Raw genomic sequence first — 21,828 nt, forward strand, 5'->3', positions numbered from 1 at the left:
TAAAAAAGCCCTTGAATTGAAATTCAAGGGCTTTTCCTTTATGACTGACTCCTCAGTTTTTTGCGGACTGCTCAACTCCGGGAGGATCCGCTTTTTACGTTTTCGACAACTTGTACTAGAAGCTGGTGATAATTTTCACACCGCCATTGCTGTAATTCAGATCAGACGACCGCAAACCTCCAACGGGTAGTTTGTAATAAGGTTCCACAGAGATGGAAAGTTTGCCGACTTTCTGTTTTCGTCCGACCGAGAAGTTCACAAACCCATTCACACCTTTATCATCTACGTTCTTATCTGCGGATGTTTGTTTATACTCTTTATTGTTGGTTTCATAAATCGTAGCCCGTTCCTGATCCAGTACACCGACATAGGAAACCCCTACTGAGGTATAGAAATTTTTACTGATCGCATAACGGACATCAACAGGAATATCCACGGTTAAGATTTTACCGGAAACGCGTTCGTTACTTTTAGCATCTTTAGCATCCGCTGTGCGCATCACCAAAGGATTATTCAAACTGCTGGGCTGCGAAAGATAACTTGGGGCATCGGCAACAAACGAATTGGAAGCCATCGCCGGTGTGATGGGCGTATTTCCTGACATCGCTCCATAATGCTGGATAGAAGCACCGGATCGGATACTGATCTTACTCGAAACATTATAAGCCAGGGCAACTCCGCCCCCGAGGGTGATGCTCTCCGAAGTAGAAGCCGGTGATACAAATGCCCCCAGTTCCCATTTGCTGTCAAGATCATTCCCGTTTCTCAGACCGACAGCACTCTTCCCATTTCCCTGCTGCCCAGCATATAGCGCAGAAAGGCGTGCAGCTTCAAGCTGTGTCTGTGTATAGGATGAAACGGTATTTGAATTTGTTGATGCCACAGTTGAATTGGATGGCGCACCAACCTTTGTTGCCCCCAGGATAGCCGACGAAACAGCAACTGTAGGGTCATCCAGATTGATCCTTGCGGAAAGGGTACTGTTGCGCAATTGCATGTTCTGCCCCGCACCTAAAGCGGCAAGATTATTTGATACACGAATATTATTCCCGCCTACTGCTTTTCCATCAAATAAGACAAACCGTTGTTTTTGACTATCATCAGCAGAAGGACTTTCCACTTTCGAATAGGTAAACGGTCGATCACGCATCAGTTCCTGTTCACTCAATCCCTGTGTCCCGGTCACATCGGACAACGAACGTTGAATAGACTCCTTTAAATCTTTGTTGTCCGCGAGCACCTCACTATCTTTCTGTTGCTGGGTTACAACCGGCGAAGATGGAATGACCGCAGAATTATTTTTCAACCCCCAATAGCCCGCACCAAAACATAAAAGTACCGCGGCAGCCGCACTCCAATATTTCCATGCGGAAGAAGGTGGTGTTGCTACCTCATGCGTTGATGCAAATTTTTCCCAGGAACCTTCCCGATAAGGTAGTTCATGGTCTTTTAATTGCCCAATGATCTCTTCTATCAATTCTTTTTTCTTATTGCCTTCCATGGTAACAACACTATTTATCTTATTTCTTGCACTACACCTGTATAGTCCAAGTATAATTTTCTGAGTTTTTGCTTTGCCCTTGTCAAGTACGTACGTGATGTACTATCCGGTATATTTAGCATTTGGGCAATTTCATCATGCGAATACCCTTCTATTTCATAGAGATTAAAAATAGTTTTCTGAATTTCGGGGAGCTGATCCAACAAGCTCAAAATCTCATTTACCTCCAAGCGGCTATCCAATTGCACCGATGGCGTATGCATATCCCCTTCGGCCATATCTTCAACGGAATACAACTGTTTTTTGCTCCGCAGAAAGTCAATTGAGATATTTGCAGCAATTCGACCGATCCATGCCCGAAACGATTTTTCGAGGTTCTCCGCATCAATATCCCTATTGAAGGACTCCAATTTTCGAAAAATCCGGACAAAGCTCTCATTCACAAGTTCCTCGGCATCGACATCCTGTTTGACATAGCGGATGATGATTGCCATTAGGTAGCCATAATATTTTTTATAGACAAAAGCCTTGCCGTCCTCGCGATTTCGAAAGCAACGTTCCAAGGCATCATGTAAAGATGATAGCTTCTTGTTATAAAAATATGACTGAATAATTCCCACTTAAACTATTTAAATATTAAGCTTCAAATAACGAAAATAAAATTATAAAACTTAAAATCAAATAGTCGAATGTCCCCGCTTAATATCACTATTTAACTATTTTTCTTCTTTTAACGGTCGCCATTTGTATTTCGCTACAGCGCTTTTCAAAAAAAATCAATAAAAAGAATTGAAAAAAATGGCTATTTTTGCATGATTTTCACATTTTAAATATTATTCAGACCGAATGAGTACTGTATTATCCGAACAGGAACAACTTAGAAGACAGGCGATGCAATCGTTGTTGGATATGGGAATCGAGCCTTTTCCAGCGAATGAATTTGTCGTCAATGCACATGCTGCCGATATTTTAGAAAACTACGATAGAGATAAATTGAATTATAAGAACATTACCATTGCCGGCCGCATTATGAGCCGTCGTGTGATGGGAAGTGCTTCATTTTTTGAAATCCAAGATTCTACCGGCCGTATTCAAGCTTATATTAAGCGTGATGACGTATGCCCTGATGAAAATAAAGATCTCTACAATGTTGTTTTCAAAAAACTATTGGATATCGGCGATATTGTAGGTGTCAAAGGATATGTTTTCACGACACAGACTGAAGCGATTGCAGTACACGTAGAGGAACTTACGGTATTATCCAAATCCTTACGTCCCCTTCCAGTGGTTAAATCCGCTGAAGGCAAAACATTCGATGCCTTTACGGATCCGGAGCAACGTTACAGAATGCGCTATGTTGACTTAATTGTAAACCCTGCCAATAAGGATATATTTGTCAAACGCACCAAACTTTTTAATGCCATGCGTCAATTTTTTAACGACGCCGGTTATATGGAAGTAGAAACACCCGTTTTACAGTCTATTCCCGGAGGTGCCGCAGCACGTCCGTTTATCACCCACCACAATGCATTGGATATTCCATTATACCTTCGTATTGCGAACGAACTTTATTTAAAAAGACTGATCGTAGGTGGTTTTGACGGGGTGTACGAATTTTCCAAAAACTTCCGTAACGAAGGAATGGACCGCACGCATAATCCCGAATTTACGGCCATGGAAATCTATGTGGCTTACAAAGACTACAACTGGATGATGGATTTCACAGAACGCCTTTTGGAGCACTGTGCACTTGCAGTAAACGGTACCACACAAGCAACTTTTGGCGAACATAAAATTGATTTCAGGGCGCCATATAAGCGTATCTCGATGACCGATTCCATCAAAGAATTCACAGGATTTGATATCACCGGCAAAACCGAAGAAGAAATCCGTGTAGCCGCAAAAGGTATGGGTATCGACGTTAACGAAACAATGGGTAAAGGCAAATTGATCGACGAGATCTTTGGTGCGAAATGTGAAGGCAACTACATCCAGCCAACATTTATCACCGATTATCCGAAAGAGATGTCACCATTGACCAAAAAACATCGCGATAATCCGGATTTAACAGAACGTTTCGAGTTAATGGTCTGTGGAAAAGAGATTGCCAATGCTTACTCCGAATTGAATGACCCAATTGACCAACGCGAACGTTTTGAAGATCAATTGAAACTTTCAGAGAAGGGGGATGATGAGGCCATGTTTATTGACCAGGATTTCTTGCGTTCTTTAGAGTATGGTATGCCACCTACTTCCGGTTTAGGAATAGGTATGGATCGCCTGATTATGTTTCTGACCAATAATGCTTCTATTCAGGAAGTATTGTTCTTCCCGCAGATGCGCCCTGAAAAGGTAACAAAAGTTGCGGACGTGAAGGACTATGAAGAGCAAGGTATTCCTGCCGCTTGGGTACCGGCATTACAAAAAATGGGCTTTACAACCATCGAAGCCTTAAAAGAAGCCAACCCAAATAAGGTTTTTAATGATCTTGGCGGCATGCGTAAAAAATTAAAACTAGACATAACTATGCCGAGTAAAGACGAAGTGCTGGCTTGGTTTAACTAATACAATGACACTAACAGCGACGGACTAACATCCGCCGCTGTTATTTAGGATCCTCCCATATCCCCACAGGATAGTGCCTAAATATCCCGGTCAATAAAACCTAAAATCCCCGATTAAGAAACAGTGGCCTCTCATTTACCATCCAACGCAAACATACGCCTGATCGTGATCGGCTATATTTTTATTACAAAAACCTTCGCCTCAAAAGGGCAATCTAAATTGTAAACATTTTCTATATTTACGTATCTTGAATTAAAATAGCGTTAGCGTATGAAGAGCATACTCGCCCTTGATGGAGGTGGTATTCGAGGGATTATCCCAGCTATGATACTCGTGGCTTTGGAGGAAAAATTACAAAAAAAAACAATGGATCCCAATGCGCGGATCGCCTCTTATTTTGACTTTATTGCCGGCACGAGCAGTGGCGGAATTCTTGCAAGCATCTTATTGTTTCCGGACGAACGGGATCCTACGCATCCCAAGTTTTCAGCCCGCGATGCTTTAAATCTATTCGTCAACCACGGGACAGAAATCTTCCACACCTCCAAATGGCGTCGTTTTCTGGGTGAATTCGGTCTGGTGAGTGAATTGTACTCTTCGGCCGCCTTGTCTAATGTGCTGGACAAATATTTTCAAAATGCGCGGTTAAGCCACCTGATCAAGCCATGCATTATCACAGCCTATAACATCGAGCTCCGTAAAAATCATTTTTTTAGGCAACAGAAGGCAATCACCCATGGCGAAGCGCGGGACTTTTACCTCAAAGATGTCTGCAAAGCGACTTCGGCAGCCCCGACGTTCTTTCCCGTTGCCGAAATCTATTCCATATCCAATACCAGATATCCGCTCATAGATGGTGGAGTGTTTGCGCAGAATCCCTCCATCTGCGGCTTGCTTGAGGTGTTAAAAGCCTTTAACAGTACACAGATCAACGATATGTTTATGGTTTCCTTGGGCACCGGGGTATCAAAGACAGCCTACAATTACGAACACTTCAAGAAAAAGCTTGCCATTCAGATCGGCCCCGCACTTGTGGACATCATGACGAGTGCCTCTTCCGAAAGTACCGAATTTTTTATCAAGCAATTATTCAGAAGCAATGGGAAACAGCAGAATTACGTTCGTCTGGAGCCGGCAAATCTATCCAGTATCAATGCTTCCCTTGATGCAGCCTCAACAAACAATATCCAAAAACTCATCTCCTTATCGGATAAGCTGATCAGTGAACATGAGGATACACTGGATTATATCATCGAACACCTCATCAAAGAAAAGAATCAGAATAAGAAGAAAAATCCTTGGAGCCAGTTGATGGATAAATTCTAAAAGGTTACTTTTACGCATATTTAAATCTATTATGGCATTAAACTACGTATGGGTTGCATTTTTTTTAATCACATTTGCTGTAGCCCTGGTAAAACTTATCTTTTTCGGAGATACCGAAATCTTCCAACAAATTGTCAATTCCATCTTTGACAGCGCTAAAACCGGAGCTGAAATCTCCTTGGGGCTGGTCGGGATGATGACTTTCGCCCTGGGAATCATGAAAATCGGTGAGAAAGGCGGCATGATCAATATCTTCGCAAAAATCGTAGGGCCTTTTTTCCATAAATTATTTCCCGAAATCCCTAAGAACCATCCTGCTCTCGGATCTATTTTAATGAATTTTTCTGCCAATGCGCTGGGTCTGGATAATGCAGCAACACCTTTGGGCCTTAAGGCGATGAAGGAGCTCCAGGAACTGAATCCCAATAAGGAAACGGCAACGAATGCACAGATTATGTTCATTGTGCTCAACGCATCCAGTCTTACCTTATTACCGATTTCCATTATGGCTTACCGCAAGGAAGCGGGTGCACCGGATCCCTCCGACGTCTTTCTTCCGATTTTGATCGCAACCTTCTTTTCGACTTTAGTAGCTTTGATCCTTGTTGCCCTTTATCAAAAAATAAACCTATTCAACCGGGTCGTTTTAGGCTATTTAGGTGCCATGGGTTTATTTATCGGTGGATTATTATATTATTTCTCGGGACTACAACAAGCCGAAATAGAGATCTTCAGCAAAGTATTTGGTAATGTGATCCTGTTTAGCCTCTTCACATCTTTCATAGGTTTGGCGCTTTTTCGCAAAGTCAATGTCTACGATTCTTTTATTGAAGGTGCTAAAGAAGGATTTGAAGTTTCTGTCAAAATTATTCCTTATCTGGTGGCCATGCTGGTCGGCATCGCTGTTTTTAGAGCCTCAGGAACAATGGATTATATGGTCGCCGGAATATCCAAAGGTATTGCCTTATGTGGTTTAGATACTTCCTTTGTTGATGCCCTGCCGGTCGCATTTATGAAACCGCTCAGCGGGTCAGGTGCGCGTGGACTGATGGTTGACTTAATGAATGCCAAAGGGCCTATGGACTTTGCGGCACGTGTCGCCTGTGTTATTCAGGGTTCCACTGAAACAACTTTTTACGTACTGGCGGTCTACTTTGGCGCCGTGGGGATAAAACGGACCAGACATGCCTTGCCTTGTGCCTTATTGGCTGAATTGGCGGGCGTGATTGCCGCTATTATTATATCCTATATTTTCTTTAAATAGCATTTTACAAGCATTGCTTAAGTTTAGAAGATACAGGTAGACATATTATAAAAAACAAATCTGACTGTGCCCTGTCGTAAAAAGATACTTGCCGATAGACACATAAATCTGTTGAAGATGGCTTTTTAGCCATCGGAAGCAAATACAAATGAACAAATAATTAGATAGGGATGAAAAAAACAATCGCACTGATCGCCCACGATGGCAAGAAGCCAGAAATGGTTGCTTTTGTCAAAGACCACCAGGATTTACTGGAGCATGCTCATATTATCGCAACGGGAACGACGGGTTCCTATGTGCGGCAGACAGGACTTCCAGTGGAGTTAAAATTAAGCGGCCCGATGGGGGGCGATGCACAGATCGCCGCACTGGCCGCTGAAGGTAAAGTAGATGGCATTATCTTCTTTCGTGATCCACTTGGTAAGCACGCCCACGAACCTGATATTCAAATGTTGATGCGTGTGTGCGACCTTTACAATGTTCCCTTGGCCACCAATCCTGCCACCGGAAGCTTAATTATTGAAGGATTATTGGAAGATCTTGTCGACTAACAAACCATTTTATTTAAGATGATGGAAAATGAAGTTATTGTCACCATAGGTGAAACACCTTATACCACGACCGTACAATATGGTAAACACCAGATTATTGCCGATGAGCCCGAGGATTTGGGTGGACAGGATCAGGGAATAAATCCCACACCACTGCTGCTCTCTTCGTTAGGCACCTGCAAAGCAATCACCGTAAAAATGTATGCCGACCGAAAAAGCTGGCCTCTGGAAGAAGTTATTATCCGCCTTTCTCATGAAGTGCAGACCAGTGAACAGCAACAGACCACCTATATACAATGTCATATTAGCTTTAAGGGTAATCTGGATGACGAACAAAAGAAGAGACTGTTTAAGATTGCCGAAAAATGTCCTGTACATAAAATCTTAACTAATCCTATTGTAATAACTTCAAATCATTTGTAATTGTTTCTTGGGATAACGGGCGACACTAATTATATTTGTCCGCACAAAAAATCTTCGCACAACAATACCTGCCAATTGCAGTAAAAGATAATGAAGGTTCTTATATGCCGCTGAATAGTTGAAAAGTGCGCTGTAACAGCGAAAAATAAGCAGGACATCAATAACATATAAACGTTCAATAAAAATAGCAATTCGATGCAATTGGATCCACAAATAGCAATAGACTCTCCTTTTAGATCAATTAAACGGGAAGACTGGAAAAATCTAAATGGAAAGGTATTGCACAACTTCAGTTCCGAAGATCTTGACAACCTGCATGCGCTCAATGAGCCATTGACAAACCAGGAGATCGAAGAAGTCTATTTTCCGTTGAGCCATTTGCTGGAAATTCACATTGACCGTTTCCAAAGCCTGCATCAGCGGACAAATCGTTTTTTTGGGAAAGAAGAAAGTAAATTACCTTATATCATCGGTATTGCGGGCTCTGTCGCTGTCGGAAAAAGTACAACAGCCAGGGTGTTGCAACGGGTGCTGAGTATGCTGCCTTCAAAACCAAAGGTGGATCTGGTGACCACGGATGGTTTTCTCCATCCCAATCAACAACTGATCGAAAAAGGAATTCTGAACCGCAAAGGATTTCCGGAAAGTTATGATGCCAAACGACTGATCCATTTTCTTTCTGCGGTTAAATCCGGAGCACCTAAAATTATGGTTCCGGTATACAGCCATCTGGTTTACGATGTATTACCCGATGATCAGCACCAGATCATTGAACAACCGGACATCTTAATCGTCGAAGGAATCAATGTGTTACAGGTCAATTCACAACGCCCCCGCAAAGGACATAGCGTCTTCGTTTCCGACTTTTTCGACTATTCGATCTACGTACATGCCAGTGAGAAAAACCTCATCGAGTGGTATACCAACAGGTTTGAATCCCTACGGGCGACCGCTTTTCAGAATCCGGCTTCGTTTTTCCATAAATATGCAGATATGTCACCCGAAGAAAGTCATGCGATGGCCGTTAATATCTGGAATGAGATTAATAAGCCAAACCTGATCAAGAACATCTTACCGACCCGCTATCGCGCCGATCTTATTCTGGAAAAAGGCAGCCATCATTTTGTCAAAAATGTGAAAGTCAGAAAGATCTAACTGACCGTTCCCTTAAATTGAAGAACCTCATTCAGAATCTTGCTCTGCACCTGCTGGTGAATCCGGTTACTTGAGGATATCGTGCTGACCTCAACTTTATATTTTACATAGTCTTTGGCTAAGTCAGCTATTTTCACCGTAAATCCCTGGCCATGATCCAGATTGGAATTATGCTGAAATAAGGGGTTAAAGTACTCTTCCAGCACTTCTACAGGCACGGCACGATCCATCGGCAATTCAAATTTTACAACAATTTTATTGGATTTCTGCGATGTTTTATTGACCAGGGTTGCCGTAAACACCAAGTTGTTCGGGATCATGACCGCATCATCATCCTCGTCCCGTACAACGAGATTGGCTAGCGTAATGTCGACGATTTTACCTTGATATTCCCCTATTTTAATGCGATCACCGACGGAAAACTGATCCGAAAACATAATGATCAGGCCCGATATCATATTGGTGATATATTCCCTGAAGATAACGGCGATGGCCATCGCCACAATCGTCATGCTGGTTATAAAATCTTTCGGGTTGATACCGACTGCAATCATCAAACTAACAATGATAAAAAACACATTTCCCACAGTTGCTACACGTGTAATTCCCAGTACAAAGTTACCGCGGACAACCTGATGTTCATTGCGGCTGTTGTAAAGCTTGACGAGGATAAAATGACCGATCGAAATTAGTACACTGGCCGTCAGAAACGTATTCAGTCCGTAGGCCATGTTCAGTATGACCTCCCGCTGCTTATAAAAAGACTCGAATTGTACAAATGAAGCCGTCAATGCAACGAGTAGAATAATCCGTATGATAAAGGAAATAGATTTTGTCATTTTTAAACGTTAATGATTTGCAAATAAAAACAAATTTATCGTTTTTCTCCACGGTGCCGAAGATTTTTTTTCCTGTACAGTAGCGCTAAAGCAGTCGTGGAACTAAACAATTTTACTTTACGTAAAGAGCATTATCAGGAAATACCTATCTTTGCCTAAAGACATTACATGCTATTAAATGAAGGAATCCAACGTGCAAACTGAACTCAACGTAACCGGAATGCACTGCACAAATTGTGCTATTTCAATCCATAAATACCTAGAAGACAAGGGTGCTAAGGAGATCTACGTTGATTTCGCTTCAGATGAAGTAAAGTTCTCCGCTATCCCCCAAGATCAGGTTCCGCAGCTTGTCAAAGGTATCGAGTCATTGGGCTATAAAGTCATTAAGGATAAAGACAGCAAAGTAAGCTTTTGGAAGTCCGTTGAACTCAAATTTTTGATCTGCCTACTTTTTACCATTCCGCTATGGAGTCATATGTTTGTGACTCTCCCCTTGCTCCACGACCCCTATATACAGCTGGCTTTCTGTACACCGGTTTATCTTGTCGGTTGTCTCTACTTTGGTAATAGTGCCCTGCGTTCGCTATGGAATAAAATGCCCAACATGGATGTGCTTATCTTTGTCGGATCCACTGCGGCATTTGTCTACAGTGCTATTGGCACTTATTACCATCTGGGGCACGATTATCAGTTTTACGAAACCTGTGCAACGATTATTACCTTAGTCTTTATGGGTAATGTGCTTGAAAAACGCGCTGTTACCAAAACCACATCCGCCATCAAAGATCTGGTTAAATACCAAGACATTAAAGCGATTAAAATTGAAGGCGATAACGAAATTGAAATTAGGGCTAAAGAGATCAAATCCGGGGATATTCTGAAAGTGAATACGGGAAGCCTGATTCCGGTGGATGGTGATATTCTGGATGGCCATGCCTGGATCGACGAATCCATGCTGACGGGCGAGAGTCTCCCGATCGAAAAAACAAAATATGATGCCGTGATCGGCGGCACATTGCTGAGCGCCGGCAATATCCGGATTTCGGCCACTAAAGTAGGGTCTAAAAGCGTTTTATATCAGATCATTCAGTTGATTAAAGACGCACAGAGCAAAAAGCCGCCCATTCAAAAATTTGGTGATAAGGTGGCGGCCTATTTTGTACCTATTGTTGTCATGATCGCATTTTTCACTTTTTTTATCGCCTACTTTATTGCCCAATTGCCGCTACAGCAGGCATTGATGAATGCCATTGCGACACTTGTGGTCTCCTGTCCCTGTGCGATGGGCCTGGCCACACCTACAGCAGTGATGGTCGGTCTGGGGCGGGCAGCCAAACAGGGCATCCTCATCAAGGGCGGCAGCACAATCGAAGAGCTGTCAGAAATCAAACAGATCGTTTTTGATAAAACGGGAACGCTGACAACAGGCGATTTTAATATCAAAGCCATTCAGACCTTTGGTATAGCGCAATCGCAGGTGGAGTCGATCATTGCACAGCTGGAAAGTTATTCCAGCCACCCAATTGCCCAATCTATCCGCAAGCATCTCAAGGAGATCAAGTCATACCGCATTATATTCAAAGAAGTCAACGAAATAAAAGGACAGGGAATATTTGCCACGGACACCAATGGAAACAGCTATTCCATCTGTAATGCTAAAATTGGCAGGAAAGATTATTCCAACAGGTACGACCTGACGCTGACCATCAATGAGGTTGTCATTGCAGGTATCGTGCTGGAAGATCAGATCAAGCCCTATGCAAAAGAACTTGTACAGTACCTAAAAGATAAAGGAATCCGTCCTATCCTATTGAGCGGTGATAGGCAAAGTAAATGTGAACGGGTGGCACAAAAACTTGGTATAGCGGATGTTTACTGGGAAAAATCACCCAGCGAAAAATTGACGATCCTTTCGGATCTCAAAAAAACGGCCGCTACGGCAATGGTAGGCGACGGCATTAACGATGCCCCTGCCCTTACGGCAGCGGATGTCGGTATTTCACTCGGCGACGCAACACATATTGCCATTCAGTCCGCAAAAGTCATACTGCTGAACAGCGATCTGAAATCTATCGAAAAGCTACTGCAGATAGGTCATCACACCTTACTGACCATCAAGCAGAATCTTTTTTGGGCATTTGCCTATAATATTATCGCGATCCCATTGGCAGCAGCAGGATTCTTAGGCCCTATGCTGGCAGCGTTAAGCATGGCCTTCTCCGATCTCATTGTCATCGGTAATTCGATCCGCCTACGCTTTAAAAAAATGAAATAAAAACGATACGGCATAAGTACCAAGACAATCCATAAAAGATTGTCTTTTTTGTGTATATTAGGGTTCAATTCATTCGCTTTTGAGGTTAAATTTTTGTAACTTCGCATGCGTAGCAAGCCAATTAAAAAGGCTTGCTTACTAGTTTTATTGAAACCAAATTCATATGGCTGAAGAAACAGAAAACGACAACAATCTTGTTCCGGCAAACGACCGGATTATCCCAATCAATATCGAGGATCAGATGAAGTCTGCTTACATTGACTACTCCATGTCTGTCATTGTATCCCGGGCTCTTCCTGATGCACGTGACGGCATGAAGCCTGTACACAGACGTGTTCTTTATGGTATGTTGGACTTAGGGGTTACCAGTGGTAAACCTTATAAAAAGTCTGCCCGTATCGTTGGTGACGTATTAGGTAAATATCACCCACATGGTGACTCTTCTGTTTACGAAGCAATGGTACGTATGGCTCAAAGTTGGTCCATGCGCTATCCATTAGTAGATGGTCAAGGAAACTACGGCTCGCTGGACGGTGACCCTCCTGCAGCAATGCGTTATACCGAGGCTCGGTTACGCAAGATCGCAGAAGAAATGCTTTCAGATATCAAAAAAGACACCGTAGATTTCCAACTCAACTTTGATGACTCTTTAGAAGAACCTTCTGTTCTTCCTACTCGGGTACCTAACCTNNGATTTCCAAAATAACTTTGACGACTCCTTGCAGGAGCCTACCGTATTGCCAACACGCATCCCTAACCTCCTGGTCAATGGAGCTTCGGGTATCGCTGTAGGTATGGCAACAAATATGGCACCACATAACCTCTCGGAGGTCATTGATGGTACTATAGCTTTCATCGATAACCGTGATATTGAAGTACCTGAATTGATGCAACATATCAAAGGCCCTGACTTCCCTACGGGAGCATTGATCTACGGGTATGCCGGTGTTCAGGATGCTTGTAATACAGGCCGTGGCCGTATTGTCATGCGTGCTAAAGCCGAAATCGAAACGACCAAATCCGGAAAAGAACAGATTATTGTGACCGAAATCCCTTACCAGGTGAATAAGGCCAATATGATCGAACGTACTGCCGATTTGGTCAATGAAAAGAAATTGGAAGGTATTTCGGCGATCCGCGATGAGTCTGACCGTACTGGTATGCGTGTCGTTTATGACATTAAACGTGATGCCAACGCCAATGTTGTTTTAAACAACCTATTCAAATATACAGCGCTACAAACTTCTTTTTCAGTCAATAATATCGCCTTAGTTAAAGGAAGACCTGTACTGATGAATCTAAAAGATATGATTCGTGAGTTTGTTGAGCATAGACACGATGTTATCGTCAGACGTACACGTTACGAATTGGCGGAAGCTGAAAAACGTGCACATATCTTGGAAGGATACTTGATCGCCCTGGATCATTTGGATGAAGTCATCAAATTAATCCGTAACTCCGATACACCTGAGGATGCACGTGTTGGATTGATGGAGCAATTCGGTCTATCCGATCTCCAGGCCCGTGCTATTCTGGATATGACCTTGCGTCGTCTGACAGGACTGGAACGTGATAAGATCAAAGAAGAATATGCTGAATTGATGAAAACAATTGACTATTTGAAATCTATATTGGCAGACGAAGAGCTCCGCATGAAGATCATCAAAGATGAGTTAATTGAGATCAAAGAAAAATATGGTGACGAACGTAGGTCGCAGATTGTTCATTCTGCCGAAGACATGCGTATGGAAGACTTTATTGATGACGAAGAAATCGTGATCACAATCTCCCATAACAGCTATGTAAAACGTACGCCATTATCCGAATATAAACGTCAAGGTCGTGGTGGCCGTGGATCAATCGGAACAAACACGCGTGAAGAGGATTTCACCGAACACATCATTACAGCCTCGGCGCACAACTACATGCTCCTATTTACCGAAGCAGGTCGCTGTTTCTGGTTGCGTGCATTTGAGATCCCTGAAGGAAGCCGTACTTCGCGTGGCCGTGCACTTCAAAACATCATCAATGTACCGAAGGAAGAGAAAATTAAGGCCTTTATCTTAGTGAAGAACCTGAAAGACCAGGAATACCTGGAAAACAACTTCATTATCATGTGTACTAAAAAAGGTACCATCAAGAAAACGTCTTTGGAAGCCTATTCCCGCCCGAGAGCAAATGGTATCAATGCGATCAACATCAACGAAGGTGATCAATTGATCGAAGCTTGTTTGACTACAGGAAGCAGCGAAATTGTGATGGCACTGCGCTCAGGAAGAGCTATTCGCTTTAATGAGTCTACCGTCCGCCCAATGGGCCGTACAGCAACAGGCGTTCGTGGTATTACCCTTTCTTCCGAAAGTGATGAGGTGATTGGCATGATTAGTGTCAATGATTCAGAAACAACGGTGTTGGTGGTTTCGGAGAAAGGCTACGGAAAACGTACGGATATCGAAGATTACCGGGTTACAAATCGTGGTGGTAAGGGTGTCAAAACAATCAATGTAACTGATAAAACAGGTGAATTGGTTGCCATAAAAGGCGTTACAGACGCAGAAGACCTTATGATCATCAATAAATCAGGTATTGTTATCCGGATAGCTGTAGAAGAATTACGTGTCATGGGCCGTGCAACACAAGGTGTAAGACTCATTAACCTGAAAGACAACGACGAGATCGCTTCGATCACAAAAGTAGATCGCGAAGAAGAATCGGATGAAGAGTCTGGCGATGAAAATTCAACAGAAGCGGATAATGAAGGATTAACTTCTGGAGAAAATATAGATTCAAACGAAGAATAAACTGAATGAAAAACTTACTGATATCATTGTTCATATCTGCAAGTAGTTTAACTGTTGCTGCCCAATCAAATTTGAAAGAGGGCAGCAACAGTTTTGCTTTATATACCAAAACTGGCGATTTTAAAAATCTTGAAAACGCCAGAAAGTTTGCAGATGCTGCATTCCAATCCAAAAAAGATTCGGCATCTGTCAACAACAACCTGCTGAGGGCTTTGGTATATAGCTCACTGGCAGTTGCGGATTCAACTCGAAAACAGCAGTATAAATTAGACCCTATCGACATATCCATCAAATCATTAAAATTGCTGGATGCGAAAAAAGCACGTCGAAATTTTCCGGCTGAGATGGATTATATCCGTCAAAATCTTGCTGGTGCCATCTCCTATCAAGGCGGTGCTGCTTTAAAGGACGGAAAGTTTGATAAAGCATACCAGGCTTACCTTCGCATAGACTCGCTCGGTTTTAAGAATAGCGACCTCAAATATAATCTCGCGGTACTCGCCGGAAAAAACAAAGATTATATGAATTCCATCAAATATTATGATGAACTCATTAAAGGAGAAAACCCTAAGCCGGGCTACTTTCTGGAATTAGCACAAATTTATGGTCTGGGAGGTACTAAACAGGATGTCTTAAACGTTTTAGAAAAAGGTCATGCTGTATTCCCTGAGAATAAGCAGATACTTTTTAGATTGATCGATGTGTATTCAGCCAACAGTTCGTATGATGCCATATTGAATGTGATTGCTGATGCCATTCGTCTGGAGCCTGAAAATGTTGAATTAAATTACATTGCCGGCTATTCTTACGAAAATGCAAATGATCTAAAAAAAGCAAAAGAGTATTACAATAATGTATTGCGGTTAGATCCAAACAACTATGAATCTAATTTGGCACTAGGCTTAATTAATCTTGAAACGCTATTAAAAGATCCGACGAATCAAGATATTCAGGATTTAACGGTCGAATATCTATTAAAAGCAAACGAGATCAAACCCTATGATGTAAATGCCTTGAAGGCACTGGCAAAATATTATACACTTATTGATGATGCCTCACAATTAGACAGGGTAAACTTATTATTGAATCAATTAACAGTTAAATAGATATGAATTTAAAATCTCTATTATTATTAGCGGCAATAGGTACTGTATCTACATCAGTTTCTTTCGCCCAAACGGGTAACGTAAAAAAGGCAAAAACTGGTCTTGCAAAATTTCAGGAATTAAAAGAAGCGGGTACTGCTCAATTAGGCCTGCCTAATCTTAAATCAGCAAAAGAAGCCATCGACGCTGCTGTTATCAACGAAAAAACAAAAGATAATGCAGAGGCTTGGACAGTTTATGCTCTCGTTAACGCAAACCTATCAACTATAGATAAATCCACTGAACTGGCAAAATTAGCAGAAGATGGTATTGCCAAAGCAAAACAATTGGATACTGATGGTGCCAACAAAGCGAACATCACTGTGGCTGAGCAAATTCTTGGACAATATAACTTCAATATCGGTGCTGAAGAGTATCAGGCACAGAAATATGCCGATTCTTATAATTCATTCACCAAAGCATTGACTTACCTTCCCGGAGACACATTGGTGACTTACTATAGCGGTGTAGCAGCATTGTCCAACAAGGATTATAAAAATGCAATCGAGCGTTACAAAGAACTGATCCCTAGAAAAGACTTTTCTTCACATAAAACAATTATGGTTGATCTACCTAAATTGTATTTAAATGTAAAAGACACGACTTCTGCTTTGGAATACGCGAAGAAAGCTGCTGAGGCTTATCCGGATGACAATGCGGCAATGACGCAAAATATCGAATTGAATCTGATTACAGGTCACGAAAAAGAGACTATTGATGCCATCACTGCCCAATTGGCGAAAGATCCTTCAAACAAAAGTTTGAACTATTATTTAGGAATTGCACAGTCATCCGCAAAAAATGACGAAGCGGCAATTGCGGCTTATAAGAAAGCATTGGAAATCGATCCGAACTTCTTTGAAGCCAATACAAATTTAGCGATCACGTTGATGAACAAAACACGTGAAAAGCTTAATGTCGTAAACAACAACAGAAAATTGACACAGGCGCAATATAACACCGAAGTGGATAAGATCAAGGCAGAATTGAAATCGGTATTGCCTTATTTGGAGAAAGCAGTTGCCCTACAGCCGAAAAATGCAGACGCTTTAACAAATCTTAAAAACTATTATGTTTTCATGCAGGACGAAGCTAAGACAGCTGAGATCAATGCGAAAATCAAAGAATTGCAATAATAACTGGAGTAAATTTTTCTAAAATAGATAAATGAAATCCTCGGTTTTTCCGGGGATTTTTTATTGCTTTTCCCCGAAGGAGCCGCAACATTTCCCTGAGGGAATTCCCAATACACCAAGGAGAATTTACTTTTTCCAGTGGAGGACGCTCCATCCCCTTAGGGGAATCCAAAAACTTCGTAAGGGAATTTACTTTCGCAAGTGGACTCCGCAACATTCCCTTAAGGGAAACCTAAATACACCAAGGGGAATTTACTTTTCCCAGTGGAGGACACTCCGTCCCCTTAGGGGAATCCAAAAACTTCTTAAGGGAATTTACTTTTTCCAGTGGAGAATACTCCGTCCCCTTAGGGGAATCCAAAAACTTCTTAAGGGAATTTACTTTTCCCAGTGGGGAACGCTCCGTCCCCTTAGGGGAATCCAAAAACTTCTTAAGGGAATTTACTTTCGCAAGTGGACTCCGCAACATTCCCTTAAGGGAAACCTAAATACACCAAGGGGAATTTACTTTTCCCAGTGGGGAACGCTCCGTCCCCTTAGGGGAATCCAAAAACTCCTTAAGGGAATTTACTTTTCCCAGTGGGGAACGCTCCGCCCCCTTAGGGGAATTCAAAAACTCCTTAAGGGAATTTACTTTTCCCTTAAGATTAACCTAGAAAATAAGCGTGATTAAAATCCGCCTTGAAGACATCCAAAACAGCGATTTTAGCAAATATTTTATCACAAATCAATAAATTTTAGGGGTAAAATCGTGCCAAACCGAATTTTGTGCTTTTTGCATTTTGGCACAATTTTACCCCTTTTATCTTCATTTTTTTTTGTATGAGGCAGTTCCTATTACAAATTTCGAGTAGGCTCAAAATTCGGTGCGAAGCTACGCATTTAGCTCATAGTAATCTTTTCAATAAATCCTCACAGAATCGCAATCAGCTCAATCTGAAAAACCAAGGTACACTCTCCGCCTTTTCGTGGCAAGAGCTCTTCCTTGCCGTAAGCCAAATGCGGTGGAAGATACACTTGCCATATCGATCCCACGGGCATCATGCACATCGCCTCTTGCCAGCCACGGATAAGTTCATTGATATAAAATGTTTCCGGACGTTTACGTTTATAGGAGCTATCAAATACCGTTCCGTCCAACAGTTCACCCTTGTAATGACAGATGACCTTGGAAGCCTTCGTCGGAATCTTGCCCGCACCTTCTGTCAATATTTTATACTGTAAACCTGACTGACAGACGATCACACCGTCTTTCGTCGCATTCTCCGCTAGAAATACGAGACCTTCGGCCCTATTCTTTTCAAATAATGCCGTAGCATTTAGTTTACTTTTCTTTTTTTGTACCAAAATAATTTCGTTTAACTTTCCCTCACCGCAATCAGTTGGATTTATACATACCCGCGAAGTTTACCGGTATGCGTTATACAATAGACTGATCAGAGACCAAAGTAACGGCTTTTTCCTTTTTTAATGAAAAAATGCAGTGATTTTTAGGATTTCCTAAAACATCACTGCATTGCTATGGTCGTTAAACCATTTTATTCCGGCGTCTTTATACCAAAGTAGCCTGTAACGTTTTTTCGAAGCTAAATGCTTTGCTTACGGGACAATTCTCTTTTGCTTTTTGAGCGAGTGCCTGAAATTCCGATTCATCAATGGATGGCACTTTCGCCGTCAGTTCCAATTCAGAACGGACAATTGCGCCATTTTCAAAAACAATGGTCGATACGGTTTTGAGTTCATCGGGAGAAAACCCGGCTTCGGTTAAAAATGCGCTCAGCTGCATGGTAAAACATCCGGCATGCGCAGCGGCCAACAACTCTTCCGGATTGGTACCCACACCATCCTCAAATCGTGTTGAAAATGAATATTGGGTATGGTCTAATACGGTACTGTCTGTTGTTAAATTCCCTTTACCTTCTTTTAGGTTCCCGTTCCATAGGGCTGTTGCTTTTCTTCTCATGATTGCTCTTTTGTTGTTATATGATTATTAATGAATACTATTCTGATCTTCAAAACTTCGCGATAAAGTCTCATCATCCATCATCTGACTCCCCCCTTTTATTGAACAAACAACAGTATAAAAAGTTGTGTTTTATTCCGCAAAATCATGTCGCACATGCGAATAAAGTCTCGTTATTCAATATAATAAAACTAAACTCATGAATAAATTAGCGTATCTCCTCATCCTAACAGCAGCATTTACTTCTTGCAAAACCCCTCAGCGCAGCCAGCAGGCACTTATCAGGGAATGTCCTGAAGAGAAAATTGTCAACAAAATCCCGGGGCCGCCGGTAAAAGGAGAATCTGAAAAAATCTATTATATCTATCAGGGTAAAAAGGTCTCACCGAAACAATTCGATCAGGAATGGCTCGATAAAAATTGTGAGATTAAAGAGACAGTGGTGTACTAACTTTATTTTCAAAAGCAAGGATAAACAGGTATTTTTGCCTAAAATTTTTTAAAATGACAATTTCTCTTCCCGAGGTCAATAAAAAGATTTTAGGCTATGTATCTTTAACTTTCCTTGGTTATTTCACGATTGGCTTATCACTTGCGACCTTACCCATTTTTATCCATCAAATTCTAGGGTTTAATACAATTGTCGCCGGACTGGTCATCAGTGTACAATATATTGCCACCTTTTTACTTCGGGGTTATGCCGGCAAAATCGTGGACACCAAAGGCCCAAAAGTCTCCGTCCTCCGCAGTATGCTCTTTTTTGCACTTTCGGGAATTTTACTTTTGCTGGTCTTTTTATTCCGGTCACAACCGTTGATTAGTTTAGGTTTATTGCTGGTCACCCGGCTGTTCACCGGTATTGGCGAGGGGCTGGTCGGAGCCAGTCCGATCAACTGGGCTTTATTGGAACTCGGGGATGAACACGCAGCCAAGGCTATTTCATTTAATGGGATTGCGAGCTATGGCGCACTTGCCCTCGGAGCACCGTTGGGGGTACTTATGGTTGACCATATAAATTATGAATCGCTGGGGATACTCACCTGTTTAATAGGGATACTAGGCTATCTCTACAGCAGATCAAAAACGCCTTATCAGGTAATCAGCAAAAAAACAGCCACTGTCAGTTTCAGGCGAGTGCTTCTTACTGTGGCTCCATTCGGAATTTGCCTGGCCTTGGGTGGCCTTGGTTTTGGGAGTATTTCCACCTTTATGACGCTATATTATGAGCACTTCAATTGGCAGAATGGTGCGGCTTGTTTGACGGTCTTTGGTGTTTTCTTTATTCTGACAAGACTTGTATTCAACAAAGTAATCGATCAATATGGCGGTCTAAAAGTAGCCTTAATTAGTCTTTTTGTCGAAACATTGGGCCTCCTGGTCATCGCCCTGGCCCTCCACCCCCTTTGGACCCTTGTTGGGGCCGCACTGACGGGACTGGGATTTTCGCTTGTTTTCCCGGCTCTTGGTGTGGAGGCAATCAAAAGGGTGCACCAGAATCAACAGGGTTCGGCATTAGCTGCCTACGGACTATTTATTGATATTTCCCTGGGCATTACAGGCCCTCTGATCGGTTTCGTTGCCAACAATGTCGGCATGACGGGCATCTACCCTTTCAGTGCCATCATGGTATCCATCGGTTTTGCAGTCGTCGGAAATTTATTATACAATCGAAGGACAAAGCTTGCCTGATGATCGGCACCAACAAAAAAGGCTAACCAAATTGGTTAGCCTTTTTTATTAACATATATCTTCAATTAGCTTTCGATACTTGGCACAGCAACCACCTCATTGGTATCTGCGTTGTAATCTATACCATCGAAGTTAAAACCAAATAAATTGAAAAATTCATTACGGTAACCTTCGATATCGGAGATTTCTTCCAAATTTTCTGTAGTTGCTTTTTCCCACAATGCAGCAACTTCCGCCTGAACATCTGCACGCATCTCCAGGTCGTCAACACGAATTCGGCCTTTATCATCAAGCAATACATTGCCATCAGCAGTATAAAGGCGCTCGGCAAACAAACGTTGCATCTGTTCGATCGTACCTTCGTGGATTCCCTTTTCTTTCATCACCTTATACAATAGGGAAATGTACAAAGGCACTACCGGGATCGCAGAACTGGACTGTGTCACCAATGCTTTGTTAACCGAAACGTAAGCCACACCGTGCAGATCACTTAAGATCGCATTGATAGCAGGCACAGTACCTTCCAAATCGTCTTTCGCACGGCCAATTGTTCCGTTACGGTAGATCGGATAAGTCAGTTCAGGTCCGATATAAGAATAAGCAACTGTTTTTGCACCATCAGCCAAAACGCCGGCAGCTTTCAGATCTTCGATCCAAAATTTCCAGTCTTCCCCACCCATTACAGCAACCGTATTCGCGATATCCTCATTATTTTCTATAGGTTGGATCGTGATATCCGACACAACGCCTGTGTGAAAGTCTACCGTTTTATTGGTAAAAGGCTCCTGAATAGGTTTTAAAACTGAAGCATGTGCGACACCTGTTTTCGGATGCGTACGACGTGGAGATGCTAAACTGTAAACCACTAAATCGACCTGTCCCAGATCCTTTTTGATCAATTCAATGGTCTGTTTTTTTATGTCATCTGAAAATGCGTCACCATTGATACTTTTGGCGTATAGTCCAGCTTCATGGGCTTCTTTCTCAAAAGCTGCAGAATTGTACCAACCAGCGGTTCCCGGTTTACCTTCTGCCGCAGGTTTTTCAAAAAATACACCGATTGTAGCAGCTCCAGAACCAAATGCTGCAGAAATCCGGGACGCAATACCAAATCCTGTTGAAGCACCTATGACGAGGACTTTCTTCGGACCATTCGCGATCTCACCCTTTGATTTCACGTATTCAATTTGAT

The 21,828-nt window shown here is 42.2% G+C and carries 17 protein-coding genes and 1 pseudogene; 12 read left to right on the top strand and 6 right to left on the bottom strand.

The annotated features are described in order from the left end of the window. Positions 1-115: 115 nt before the first annotated feature. Both B4G94_RS05770 and B4G94_RS05775 read right to left on the bottom strand, forming a co-directional pair. A complete protein-coding gene (locus B4G94_RS05770) occupies positions 116-1,501 on the bottom strand; it encodes a hypothetical protein (RefSeq protein ID WP_286857674.1) in 1,386 nt (461 codons plus the stop codon). Positions 1,502-1,515: 14 nt separating this feature from the next. Beyond that, entirely contained in the window at positions 1,516-2,121 is a 606-nt protein-coding gene (locus B4G94_RS05775; protein WP_286857675.1) for an RNA polymerase sigma factor, read from the bottom strand. 226 nt (positions 2,122-2,347) lie between these two features. Between B4G94_RS05775 and lysS the strand changes: the two genes are divergently transcribed. From lysS to coaA, 6 genes are all read left to right on the top strand, one after another. Next, complete coding sequence (gene lysS, locus B4G94_RS05780) at positions 2,348-4,066, top strand: lysine--tRNA ligase (RefSeq protein ID WP_108631896.1); 1,719 nt, start codon at positions 2,348-2,350, stop codon at positions 4,064-4,066. Between the two features lie 270 nt (positions 4,067-4,336). Beyond that, positions 4,337-5,392 (top strand): patatin-like phospholipase family protein, encoded by a 1,056-nt coding sequence (locus B4G94_RS05785; protein WP_286857676.1) that lies wholly within the window; start codon positions 4,337-4,339, stop codon positions 5,390-5,392. A 31-nt stretch (positions 5,393-5,423) separates the two neighbouring features. Beyond that, entirely contained in the window at positions 5,424-6,656 is a 1,233-nt protein-coding gene (locus B4G94_RS05790) for a nucleoside recognition domain-containing protein (protein ID WP_108631898.1), read from the top strand. Positions 6,657-6,826: 170 nt separating this feature from the next. Then, complete coding sequence (locus B4G94_RS05795; protein WP_108631899.1) at positions 6,827-7,207, top strand: methylglyoxal synthase; 381 nt, start codon at positions 6,827-6,829, stop codon at positions 7,205-7,207. Between the two features lie 18 nt (positions 7,208-7,225). Next, entirely contained in the window at positions 7,226-7,630 is a 405-nt protein-coding gene (locus tag B4G94_RS05800; RefSeq protein WP_241254989.1) for an OsmC family protein, read from the top strand. 195 nt (positions 7,631-7,825) lie between these two features. Next, complete coding sequence (coaA, locus tag B4G94_RS05805; RefSeq protein WP_108631901.1) at positions 7,826-8,785, top strand: type I pantothenate kinase; 960 nt, start codon at positions 7,826-7,828, stop codon at positions 8,783-8,785. On the opposite strand, the gene B4G94_RS05810 is transcribed toward coaA, so the two are convergent. Next, on the bottom strand, positions 8,782-9,624 hold the full coding sequence (locus tag B4G94_RS05810) for a mechanosensitive ion channel family protein (RefSeq protein ID WP_108631902.1): 843 nt from the start codon (positions 9,622-9,624) through the stop codon (positions 8,782-8,784). The genes coaA and B4G94_RS05810 overlap by 4 nt on opposite strands. 178 nt (positions 9,625-9,802) lie before the next feature. Between B4G94_RS05810 and B4G94_RS05815 the strand changes: the two genes are divergently transcribed. The 4 genes and pseudogenes from B4G94_RS05815 (at position 9,803) to B4G94_RS05830 (ending at position 16,984) form a co-directional block, all read left to right on the top strand. After that, entirely contained in the window at positions 9,803-11,902 is a 2,100-nt protein-coding gene (locus B4G94_RS05815; RefSeq protein ID WP_286857677.1) for a heavy metal translocating P-type ATPase, read from the top strand. Between the two features lie 163 nt (positions 11,903-12,065). Next, a pseudogene (locus B4G94_RS05820) lies at positions 12,066-14,703 on the top strand (DNA gyrase subunit A). 5 nt (positions 14,704-14,708) lie between these two features. Beyond that, on the top strand, positions 14,709-15,809 hold the full coding sequence (locus tag B4G94_RS05825; RefSeq protein ID WP_108631905.1) for a tetratricopeptide repeat protein: 1,101 nt from the start codon (positions 14,709-14,711) through the stop codon (positions 15,807-15,809). Between the two features lie 2 nt (positions 15,810-15,811). Further along, positions 15,812-16,984: a tetratricopeptide repeat protein gene (locus B4G94_RS05830; protein WP_286857679.1), complete on the top strand. Its 1,173-nt coding sequence runs from the start codon at positions 15,812-15,814 to the stop codon at positions 16,982-16,984. 912 nt (positions 16,985-17,896) lie between these two features. Here the strand turns inward: B4G94_RS05830 and B4G94_RS05835 are convergent. Beyond that, positions 17,897-18,331: an FKBP-type peptidyl-prolyl cis-trans isomerase gene (locus B4G94_RS05835; RefSeq protein ID WP_165306634.1), complete on the bottom strand. Its 435-nt coding sequence runs from the start codon at positions 18,329-18,331 to the stop codon at positions 17,897-17,899. 205 nt (positions 18,332-18,536) lie between these two features. Continuing rightward, on the bottom strand, positions 18,537-18,947 hold the full coding sequence (locus B4G94_RS05840; RefSeq protein ID WP_108631909.1) for an OsmC family protein: 411 nt from the start codon (positions 18,945-18,947) through the stop codon (positions 18,537-18,539). A gap of 199 nt (positions 18,948-19,146) precedes the next feature. On the opposite strand from B4G94_RS05840, the gene B4G94_RS05845 reads away from it, so the two are divergent. Together B4G94_RS05845 and B4G94_RS05850 are read left to right on the top strand one after the other, a co-directional pair. Next, positions 19,147-19,398: a hypothetical protein gene (locus tag B4G94_RS05845; RefSeq protein ID WP_108631910.1), complete on the top strand. Its 252-nt coding sequence runs from the start codon at positions 19,147-19,149 to the stop codon at positions 19,396-19,398. 53 nt (positions 19,399-19,451) lie between these two features. Beyond that, complete coding sequence (locus B4G94_RS05850; RefSeq protein ID WP_286857680.1) at positions 19,452-20,636, top strand: MFS transporter; 1,185 nt, start codon at positions 19,452-19,454, stop codon at positions 20,634-20,636. 65 nt (positions 20,637-20,701) lie between these two features. Here B4G94_RS05850 and fabV read toward each other — a convergent pair. Continuing rightward, a partial coding sequence (gene fabV, locus B4G94_RS05855; RefSeq protein ID WP_286857681.1) for an enoyl-ACP reductase FabV occupies positions 20,702-21,828 on the bottom strand: 1,127 nt, incomplete at its 5' end.

This window comes from Sphingobacterium sp. UBA7625 (assembly GCF_002484085.1).
GTDB classification, from domain to species: Bacteria; Bacteroidota; Bacteroidia; order Sphingobacteriales; family Sphingobacteriaceae; genus Sphingobacterium; species Sphingobacterium athyrii.